The following is a 2421-nucleotide window of genomic DNA, read 5'->3' as shown; positions in this document are numbered from 1 at the left end:
TAAATTTTCATTTATTTTAAAAAATACTAATAATTTAAACTTCTTTGATTAAACTAATAGAAAAACAATTTAATTTATTGATTTATCCAATTTAAATCAATTTAAAATTTTCTCATATATATACTTTACTCCTACTTATTTATAGAAACCTTTATATACTCACTTTTTAGAAAAATTAAACTATCTAATATTTTATATATATAATATATTTAAAAAATTAGATCAAATGATTAATCATTTTACTTGTACAAGGTGATTTAATGGCAGAAGAAATTAACAACGAAGAAATTAGAGTGGGAGTATATGTATGCCACTGTGGTGTAAACGTTGGTGGAGTCGTAAACTGTCCTGAAGTAGCAGCTTACGCAGAAACTTTACCTAACGTAGTAGTTGCAAAAGATTACAAATACATGTGTTCTGACCCTGGTCAAAGTCTTATCCAAGATGACATCAAAGAACACAACTTAAACAGAATCGTAGTAGCAGCATGTTCTCCTAGACTTCACGAACCTACCTTCAGAAGATGTGTAGAAGAAGCTGGATTAAACAAGTTCTTATTTGAATTTGCTAACTTAAGAGAACAAGACTCTTGGGTACACATGACCCAACCTGAAGAAGCAACTGCAAAAGCAAAAGACTTAACTCGTATGGCTGTTGCAAAAGCAAGATTATTAGAACCTCTTGAAGCTTCTAAAGTAGCAGTAGACAAAAAATGTCTCGTTATTGGTGGTGGAGTAGCAGGTATTCAATCTGCATTAGACTTAGCTGATATGGGATTCAAAACCTACATGGTAGAAAGAAACCCAACTATCGGTGGAAGAATGGGTCAATTAGACAAAACCTTCCCTACCTTAGACTGTTCCATGTGTATTCTCGCACCTAAGATGGTAGACACTTCCAAACACGAAAACATTGAATTAATTACTTACGCAGAAGTAAAAGAAGTAGACGGTTACATCGGTAACTTTACTGTAAAAGTTGAGAAAAAACCTAGATACGTTAAAGAAGAAGACTGTACTGGATGTGGACAATGTCAAGAAGTCTGTCCTATCGAAATACCTAACTACTATGACGAAGGTGTAGGTATGGTAAGAGCAGCTTACATCCCATTCCCTCAAGCAGTACCTCTCTGTGCAACTATCGACAAAAACTACTGTATCGACTGTGGTCTTTGTGAAACCGTATGTGGTCCTGAAGCAATCGACCGTAACATGGAACCAGAAGAAATCGAACTCCATGTTGGTACCATCATTGCAGCAACCGGTTACGACCCATACGACCCAACCGAAAAATACGAATACGGTTACGGTAGATACACTAACGTAATTACCGCAATGGAAATTGAAAGAATGATCAACGCATCCGGTCCTACTGGTGGTCACGTACAAAAACCATCTGACGGTAAAGAACCTAAACGTGTTGCATTCATCCACTGTGTCGGTTCAAGAGATGAACAAATCGGTAAATCCTACTGTTCCAGAGTATGTTGTATGTACTCCATGAAAAACGCTCAATTATGTATTGACCACGAACCTGACACTGAAGTAACTTGTTACTACATGGATATCCGTTCATTCGGTAAAGGATTCGAAGAGTTCTACAAAACTTCCCAAGAAAAATACGGTATTGAATTCATCAGAGGACGTCCTGCAGAAATCCTCGAAAACGATGACTTAACCTTAACCGTAAGAGCAGAAGACACCTTACTCGGAAAAGTAACTGAATACACCTACGACTTAGTTGTATTATCTGTAGGATTAGAACCTCCAAAAGGATCTAACGAACTCAGACAAACCTTAGGTTTATCCAGAACTTCCGACGGATTCTACATGGAAGCTCACCCAAAACTCAGACCTGTTGACACTTTAACTGACGGTGTTTACATTGCTGGTGTAGCACAAGGACCTAAAGATATTCCTGACGCAGTAGCACAAGGATCTGCTGCAGCATCAAGAGCATCTATCCCAATGGCTAAAGGTGAAGTAGAAATCGAACCTATTACTGCTGACACTGATACCACCGTTTGTGGTGCATGTGAAGTATGTGTAGAATTATGTCCATTCGGTGCTGTAAGTATTGAAGGTGAAGGCGCAGACAAACACGCAGCTATTAACGTTGCATTATGTAAAGGATGTGGTACCTGTGTAGGTGCATGTCCATCTGGTGCTATGAACCAAAACCACTTCAAAACCGAACAAATTATGGCACAAATTGCAGCAGCTCTCGAAGATGTTGCAAAATAGATTAAGAGATTTATTCTCTTTTTCTTTTTCTTTTTTTTTAAACAATTTTTAATTTTTCGTTTATTAATCAAGGTTTTTCAAAATCATTTTTCTCAAATCCAAGATCTTTTTTTCTAAAAAAATGAAATCAGTTTTTCAAATACTAAAAAAAAATTATAAAATATTATATATTTAATAA

General features: G+C 36.3%; 1 protein-coding gene. It reads left to right on the top strand.

The genetic code is table 11. The features are described 5' to 3' along the window. Positions 1-260: 260 nt before the first annotated feature. Positions 261-2243 carry a 4Fe-4S binding protein gene (locus tag ACKI3Q_RS02280; RefSeq protein ID WP_407413875.1) on the top strand — a complete coding sequence of 661 codons (1983 nt, stop codon included), beginning with the start codon at positions 261-263 and terminating at the stop codon, positions 2241-2243. Positions 2244-2421 lie beyond the last annotated feature (178 nt).

Source organism: Methanobrevibacter sp. (genome assembly GCF_045636185.1).
GTDB lineage: Archaea > Methanobacteriota > Methanobacteria > Methanobacteriales > Methanobacteriaceae > Methanocatella.
Note: the sequence above shows the minus strand (reverse complement) of the source record. Positions and strands in the feature narration are given on the sequence as shown.